The following is a 7,450-nucleotide window of genomic DNA, read 5'->3' as shown; positions in this document are numbered from 1 at the left end:
CTCGTGACAGATGTCGAGGCCCCTCTCGAAGAGCAGATCTTCGACCTGCCGCAGCGACAGCGGATAGCGGATATACATCATCACCGTGAGGCGGATGACCTCGGGTGAACTATTGAAATATCGAATGGGATTGCGCATCGCCGGAGCCTAAGAAACCTCGCCAGGAGGCTCAGGCCGATTTGCTCTGACAAAACCAACGGCTTACGCTATCTGTAGACGGACCCTTTCGTCCAGCCGCTGGAGTGACGATGTTGCCTGAGTGGTCCGCGCGTGAGCGGCAATGACGATCCGTAATCTCGGCCATGCGCTACGCCCGCGTTCGGTCGCCGTCATCGGCGCAAGCGCGGAGCCAGGGTCGGTCGGCAGCAAGCTGACTGAGAACATTCTCGCCGGAGGCTTTGCCGGAGAGGTCTATCTCGTCAATCCTCACCAAGCGACGATCGCCGGAATTCGGTGCTTCGCAAACATTGCCGGCCTGCCCGAAGCGCCCGAGCTTGCAGTGATCGCGACGCCGCCTGCCACGGTGCCGACGCTGAGCGGGGAACTCGGCGCCAAGGGTACGCGCGCGGCGGTCGTGATTACCGCGGGCCTTTCCGCCAATCTCAAGCAGGCGACGCTCGATGCGGCGCAACCTTATTGCCTGCGCATCATCGGCCCTAATTGCTTGGGCATCGCCGTTCCCAGTCTTGGGCTCAATGCCAATTTTGGGATTAACCGCCCTTCCGCCGGCAAGCTCGCCTTCCTCTCCCAATCGGGCGCGCTCGTGACCGGTATCCTCGATTGGGCGACGGCCCGCGATATCGGCTTCTCCTATGTGGTCTCCATGGGGGACATGGCCGATGTTGATGTCGGCGACCTGCTCGATTTCCTCGCCGCTGACGTTGCGACGAGCTCCATCCTGCTTTACCTCGAAACGATACCGGCCGCCCGCAAGTTCATGTCGGCCGCCCGGTCGGCAGCGCGGGCCAAGCCGGTGATCGTGATCAAGTCCGGCCGTCACAAGGAGTCGGCGCGGGCTGCGGCCACTCATACCGGCGCGCTGGCCGGCAGCGACGCCGCGGTCGGCGCCGCGTTCAGACGCGCCGGGCTGGTGCGGGTCGACGAGCTGGAAGAGCTGTTTGCTGCTGCCGAGACGCTGACCTCCTTGAAGTCGGTCGCCGGCAACGAACTTTTGATTGTGACCAATGGTGGGGGCGCCGGCGTGCTTGCAGTCGACGACCTGATGCGCTCGGGCGGACGGCTCGCTCCGCTTGCCGAGAGCATCGTCACCAAGCTCGACAAAGTGCTTCCCGCCAACTGGTCGCGGGGAAATCCGATCGACATCATCGGCGACGCCAAACCCGAGCGCTATGAAGCCGCTCTCGATGTCGTTCTTGCCGACTGCACGGCGGACGCCATTCTCGTCATGAACTGTCCTACGGCGCTTGCCTCTTCGAGCGATGCGGCGCAAGCCGTCATCGATACCATCGCGCGGGCGCCGAGGCCTGAGCGTCTACCGCCGGTCCTGACCAACTGGCTCGGCGAGGACGCCGTCTCGGGAGGAAGGCGCAAGTTCCGGGAGGCCAGTATCCCCACTTATGAGTCGCCAACCGACGCGGTCAAAGGCTTCTTCTATCTCTGGCAGTACACCAAGGCTCAAGAGGGCCTGATGCACGCGCCTCCCCTGGAGACGGAACGACTGCGGGTCGCCGACGAAGCGGCGCGCACCATCATGCGCGCTGCCGCCGGCGCAGGACGATCGCTCCTGAGCGAGCCGGAGGCCAAGGCGGTCCTGTCAGCCTTCGGCATCCCCACCGTCGCTACCAGGGTGGCCGCCTCACCGGAAGAGGTTGAGGACGTTGCCGCGACGCTGCTTGAGCAGACGCCATCGGTCGTGGTCAAGATTCTCTCGGACGACATTTCGCACAAATCGGAGGTGGGCGGCGTTCGGCTCGGGTTGCACTCGCCGCAAGAGGCGCGCCGGGCCGCCGAGCGGATGCAACAGCGCGCGGGCGAGCTGCGCCCCGAGGCACGCCTCAATGGCTTCACGGTGCAGCCTATGATCATGCGCAGCAGGGCGCATGAACTTCTGATGGGCATTTTCGACGATCCCCTGTTCGGCCCCATGATCCTGTTCGGGGCCGGCGGCACGGCGACGGAGATCATCCGCGACACGGCGGTGGCGCTGCCGCCGCTCGACGCCGAGCTTGCCCGTGATCTCATGGGGCAGACGCGCATTTTCAAGCTGCTCGAAGGCTATCGCGACCAGCCCCCTTCTGATCTTTCCGCTATTGCCGAGGCATTGGTGCGCCTATCGCAGCTCGTCGTCGACTGTCCGGCGGTCAAGGAGCTCGACATCAACCCCCTGCTCGCTAACGAAGCGGGGGTCATCGCGCTCGACGCGCGTATCCGCATCGAGCCCCGCGAAGTCGAGATGGAAGGCCCCAATCCGCGGCTTGCCATCAGGCCCTATCCCGACCAGTGGGAGAGGTGGACCGAGACTTCTGACGGCGACCGAATTTTGATCCGACCAATCAGGCCTGCCGACGAGCATCTTTATGGCGCGTTCATCGAGAAGCTCTCGCCGGAGGACATCCGCTTCCGCTTTCTTTCGCCGCGCAAGGAGTTCTCGCACAAATTCATCGCCCGCTTCACTCAGATCGACTATTCGCGCGCCATGGCCTTCATGGCGCTGGACAAGGAACAGAAGGAGCTTCTTGGCGTGGTGAGACTCGCCGCCGATCCCGATTACCTCACGGGCGCGTACGCCATCATCGTGCGGAGCGACCTCACGGGAACCGGCATCGGCTGGGCGCTAATGCGTCATCTCATCGCCTACGCCGAGAAGGAGGGCTTGCGCCGGCTTGTTGGCGATGTCCTCACCAACAATCAGCGCATGCTCGACATGTGCCGCGCGCTTGACTTCGAAATCTCTCCCGATCCTGAAGACAGCTCGATCCAGAAGGTGCGGCTCAAGCTACCGGCCGACCTCAAGGAGGAAGCGGACCCCGAAGCAATGTCCACTCAGGGTCGCTAGCGCGCCGGAGGGCATTGTTAGACAAACCTCGGCGGGGCTGCGAAGGGTACTGGTCTGAGGCGTTCAGGTTGCAAGCTGACGTCACTCGGCCAGGGCGGCAGCGCGGTTTTGCTTGAAGATATCGCGGCGGTTGAGGTGGCGGTCGTGGTTGAAGTGGTCGTGGATTGATGCGTGAGCGGCGGCGAATTTCTGTAGGGTCCTTGCGGCTCTGAATCACTGCGTCGCTCGTTCTCGTCGTCGAAATGGCTGGTGTGAATTCTCAGCCCGATTGTGGAGCCACCGACCGCACTCCTGATCGGCAGCATTGCCGATGACTTTCATCGCCGATCGGTACGACCGAAGCCGGTCAGTAACTATCAAACTTGGTCGACCAGAGCGTTTCATCTTCCTCTTGAGAAACTTCGGTGCCGCTTTGCGATCTCGGCGCTTCGTAGCAAAGACCTCCAGCATATCGCCTTCGTGATCTACGGCGCGCCACAGATAATGCGTCTCGCCATTGATCCTGACGAACACCTCTTCCAAGTGCTGGCGCCATTGCGAAAATGACCGACGATGAAGGCGTCGTTTCCTAATCTCCTTGGCGAATATTGGACCGAGGCGATTTCACCAAAATCGTATCGTCTAGCGGCAGATGTCGATGCCCCCGATCGAACAGCAAATCTTCCACCTGCCGCAGTGACAGCGGATAGCGGAGATACATCATCATCGTGATGCGGATCACCTCGGGCGATCTGTTGAAATAATGGAAGGGATTGCTTATCGCCGGAGGCTAAGAAACCTCGCCAAGAGGCTCAAGCCAATTTACTCTGACAATACCCGGTTCAGCGCTGCATCACGTAGGTGCCGGGGGCAGCCGTGATCGGCGTATGCCCTTTTTTCGGCGCTCCCATGGGCGGGGGCGAAACGCGGTCGCCCGCATGCTTCACTAACCATTCGCCCCAAGCGGGCCACCACGAGCCTTCATGCTTCGGGGTTTCCTCCAACCACGTTGTCGGATCGATGTATTTTTCGTCGTGCCGCCTGTACGACATCCGATAATGTCGGCGAGGATGGCCCGGCTCGCTGACGATCCCCGCATTGTGCCCGCCACTCGTGAGGACGAAGGTGACGTTCGTGTCCGTCGGCATTTGTATTTTGTAGACCGATCGCCACGGCGCAACATGATCCCTCTCGGTGCCGACGACGAACATCGGTACGCGTATGTCGGACAGAGCAATCGGCCGCCCGTCCACCTCATAGCGCCCCTCGGCCAGATCGTTGTTTAGGAACAGGCTGCGCAGATATTGGCTATGCATCTTATAGGGCATGCGCGTTGCGTCGGCGTTCCACACCATCAGATCGTTCATTTTTTCCCGGCAGCCGACCAGGTAGCTGCGCAAGATACGTGACCAGATCAGATCGTTCGATCGAAGCAATTGAAACGCGCCGGCCATCTGCTTGGTGTCGAGATAACCCTGGTTCCACATTACGTCTTCGAGGAAAGCGAGTTCGCTATAGTCGACATACAGAGCGAGCTCACCGGCCTCCCCAAAATCGGTCTGTGCGGCGAGCAAGGTCACCGTGTTCAGCCATTCTTTGCCTTTGCGGGCGAGCGCCGCAGCCTCGATCGTCAGCAGCGTTCCGCCGAGGCAGTATCCGACCGCGTCGATCTTGCGGCCGGGGACGACGCTTTGCACGACGTTGAGCGCACGCTCCAAGCCGAGGCGCCGATAGTCCTCCATCGAGAGGTCGCGATCCTCCACACCCGGATTCCGCCAGGAAATCATGAATACGGTATGGCCCCGATCGACCAGGTAGCGAACGAGTGAGTTCGCCGGCGACAGATCCAGGATGTAGTACTTCATGATCCAGGCCGGAACCATCAGTACGGGTTCCGCGTAGACGTTCTTCGTGGAGGGCTCGTACTGGATAAGCTCCATGAGGCGGTTGCGATAAATGACCTTGCCTTGTGTGACCGCCAAGTCACGTCCGATTTGGAGGGACTCCGCGCCCATAGGAGGACGCCCGGCGATCGCCCGCTCCCAGTCCTCGACGAAATTGACGGCGCCGCGCACCAAGTTCTGGCCGCCCTCTTTTTCGGTAATCTCCAGAAGCTCCGGATTGGTGAGCAAAAAATTGGATGGCGCGAAGACATCGAGCATCTGACGCGTGACGAAATTCACGACATTCTCGTGATGTGGAGAGACGCCCCTGACACCGGTGGTCGCGTTGTGCCACCATTGTTGGGTCAGCAAAAATGATTGATGGATGAGGTTGTAAGGCCAGCGCTGCCAGGCGGGCGCACGAAAGCGCTTGTCCTGAGGCAGTGGTTCGATACAGCACGGCGTGTTCGGATCCGCGGCGCACCGCGCCGCATAGGTATCGAAACGGGCTGCCTTGCGCAGGGCCTTCGTCAACAGTACGTGTTGCTTGCCTGGCGCCCATGCCAGATGCGTCGCCCAATCTGCAAAGGCGACCGTCATCGCGGCCGGCGAGATGCCCAGAGTAAACTGGGACGTCGCAGCATGAACCATACGATCGATGGTGGGGGTCCCTTCGAGGTACTCCGCCTGTTCATTGCCGGCACTCGGTGCGGCCGAGGTCGTTTGTTCCTGCCCCCTGAAGAGTCCAGACAGCCAGGGGAAGGACCTACCCGGTTGAAACGAATTCGCAAACTGCTCATGCCCCGCGAGGAAGGGGGTAAGCCAAGGGAACGGCATTGGGGAAGGCATTGCCGTGGTCTCACCCTTCTGCTCGCCCATCGGCTCTCGCGCTTCGACCGCCTCGTTCGCCATAGCGACTGATGCCTGCTCCTGAGACCCATGCGTCGGCGCGCCAGGCTTTGATGCACCTACCGGCTTCGGAAAATTCGTCAAGGTGGTCGATTGTCGATTGGGCACTGTTTTTTTGTCCTGGTTCCCTGTGCAGCCTTCTGCCTGTGGTTGTTCCGCCATCGCCTTAAATCGCTTTTCCCTGCCACACTTGCATCATCGGGCACGACAGGGCATCAGCCGTTAAGGTGAGCGAATTCGTTCAAGTCATCATTGATCTTAATCATGCGCCCTTCCCCATAGTGGCTGCCACCTGACAGTCTTGCCTGTCCTCGGTGGATGGTCGGCTTATCGGCAACATCACGGATCACGACATCGCGGTCCGATGCGCGGTTGAGAGGACTCCCTGGGGCGACAGGCGGTCGCCAAGTGTCGCGGAACGTCCTACATTGTTACAGCACACAAAAGATCGAGGAAGCGGCCGTGGTTACGGCTTCGGAGGATATATCCGAGCATCTCGCGGGCGAGACCTTGGGCGAGATCGTCGAAGAGAGATAGCTTCAATGGAGAGGAACGGCGTGCGACTGGCACATGACACTTGGGTCGTCATTGCGGATGGCGAGAAGTACCTCTTGCTCCGCAATGAGGGTAATGTCGAAGATCCCAATCTCTGCGCGGTTTTGAAGGAAGAGGTCGAGAACCCGCCCGCGCGCGAGCTCTCAAGCGACAGGCCGGGCCGGATGCGGGACGCTGGGCCGGGGAAGAGCGCGCTGCAGCAGACCGACTGGCATCGCCTTTCCGAACGCCGCTTTGCCGAAGACCTCGCCGCGCTCCTCGTGGACTGGGCGTCGCAAGGTCGGTTCCGCCGCCTCGTCGTTGTCGCGGATCCGTGCACCCTTGGTGCCCTGCGCGCCGCTTATGGAGACCGTTTGCAGTCCGTCTTAGCGGCCGAAATCGGAAAGGATCTGACCAACGTCCCGATAGGAGAAATCGAGGGGCTCCTCAATAGCGCCTAGGCCATGGCTGGTATGATCTCCCGCGAGAGCGCCTCGGGCTCGATATCGCCGATTTCGGCCATCGCCCGCGTCAGCGCCAGAAGCTCGGCCATCGTCACAAAACTCGCGGAGGCGACGAGAAACGCAGCAATCTCCATATCGGAATAGCGGAAGCGCGCAATGTCGTTGATGATGGCGGTGATCTCGTTGGCGCTAAGGAGACTTCCGAGGATTTTTTGGCGCGCCGCGTCGAGCCTTTCAGGTAGCTTTGCCGTTGTCACGCTGACGAGGCTGCCACTCGGGCATTGTCAGACAAACGTAGACGGGGCTGCGAAGGGCAGTGGTCTGAGGCGTTCAGGCTGCAAGCTGACGCCACTCGGCCAGGGAGGCAGAGCGGTTCTGTCTGAAGATATCGCGGCGGTTGAGGTGACGGTCGTGGTTGAAATGGTTGTGGATTGAGGTGTGAACGGCGGCAAATTTCTGCAGGGTCTTTATGTCCCTGAACTTCGCCATAGGATCCTCTCGTCGTCGGCACGACTGGTGGGAATTCTCAGCCCGATTGTTGAGCCAACGACCGCTATGTGTACCGAAAACCTCATCCGCTCTGCTCGCCTCCTTACTATGAAACAAGTTCTCCCTGCTCGTTAGGTTAGGGAGAGGGCTATCTAACGCCCTGAGATGCTGAGGCT

5 protein-coding genes and 1 pseudogene are annotated in these 7,450 nt (G+C 60.8%); 2 read left to right on the top strand and 4 right to left on the bottom strand.

Features of this window, described 5'->3' with window-relative positions; translation table 11 throughout:
- Positions 1-280 precede the first annotated feature (280 nt).
- Complete coding sequence (locus WBQ77_RS08485) at positions 281-3,016, top strand: bifunctional acetate--CoA ligase family protein/GNAT family N-acetyltransferase (RefSeq protein ID WP_424042207.1); 2,736 nt, start codon at positions 281-283, stop codon at positions 3,014-3,016.
- 213 nt (positions 3,017-3,229) lie between these two features.
- Here WBQ77_RS08485 and WBQ77_RS08480 read toward each other — a convergent pair whose 3' ends face one another.
- Together WBQ77_RS08480 and WBQ77_RS08475 are read right to left on the bottom strand one after the other, a co-directional pair.
- Positions 3,230-3,529 (bottom strand): DDE-type integrase/transposase/recombinase, encoded by a 300-nt coding sequence (locus tag WBQ77_RS08480; RefSeq protein ID WP_424059789.1) that lies wholly within the window; start codon positions 3,527-3,529, stop codon positions 3,230-3,232.
- 308 nt (positions 3,530-3,837) lie between these two features.
- The gene (locus WBQ77_RS08475; protein ID WP_424059785.1) at positions 3,838-5,790 is read right to left on the bottom strand and encodes a PHA/PHB synthase family protein; all 1,953 of its coding nucleotides are present in this window, start codon (positions 5,788-5,790) and stop codon (positions 3,838-3,840) included.
- Between the two features lie 554 nt (positions 5,791-6,344).
- Here WBQ77_RS08475 and WBQ77_RS08470 point away from each other — a divergent pair.
- Positions 6,345-6,782 carry a host attachment protein gene (locus WBQ77_RS08470; RefSeq protein WP_424045553.1) on the top strand — a complete coding sequence of 146 codons (438 nt, stop codon included), beginning with the start codon at positions 6,345-6,347 and terminating at the stop codon, positions 6,780-6,782.
- A gap of 47 nt (positions 6,783-6,829) precedes the next feature.
- Here the strand turns inward: WBQ77_RS08470 and WBQ77_RS08465 are convergent.
- Together WBQ77_RS08465 and WBQ77_RS08460 are read right to left on the bottom strand one after the other, a co-directional pair.
- A pseudogene (locus tag WBQ77_RS08465) lies at positions 6,830-7,063 on the bottom strand (thymidine phosphorylase); the annotation flags it as partial.
- 52 nt (positions 7,064-7,115) lie between these two features.
- Complete coding sequence (locus tag WBQ77_RS08460; protein WP_424059787.1) at positions 7,116-7,391, bottom strand: DDE-type integrase/transposase/recombinase; 276 nt, start codon at positions 7,389-7,391, stop codon at positions 7,116-7,118.
- Positions 7,392-7,450 lie beyond the last annotated feature (59 nt).

The organism is Methyloceanibacter sp., from assembly GCF_049590335.1.
Taxonomy (GTDB): Bacteria; Pseudomonadota; Alphaproteobacteria; order Rhizobiales; family Methyloligellaceae; genus Methyloceanibacter.
Note: the sequence above shows the minus strand (reverse complement) of the source record. Positions and strands in the feature narration are given on the sequence as shown.

Bases quoted from the DNA above. Each gene is read 5' to 3' on its own strand.
- WBQ77_RS08485 (WP_424042207.1), top strand. From the start codon at position 281: ATGACGATCCGTAATCTCGGCCATGCGCTACGCCCGCGTTCGGTCGCC.
- WBQ77_RS08475 (WP_424059785.1), bottom strand. From the start codon at position 5,790: ATGGCGAACGAGGCGGTCGAAGCGCGAGAGCCGATGGGCGAGCAGAAG.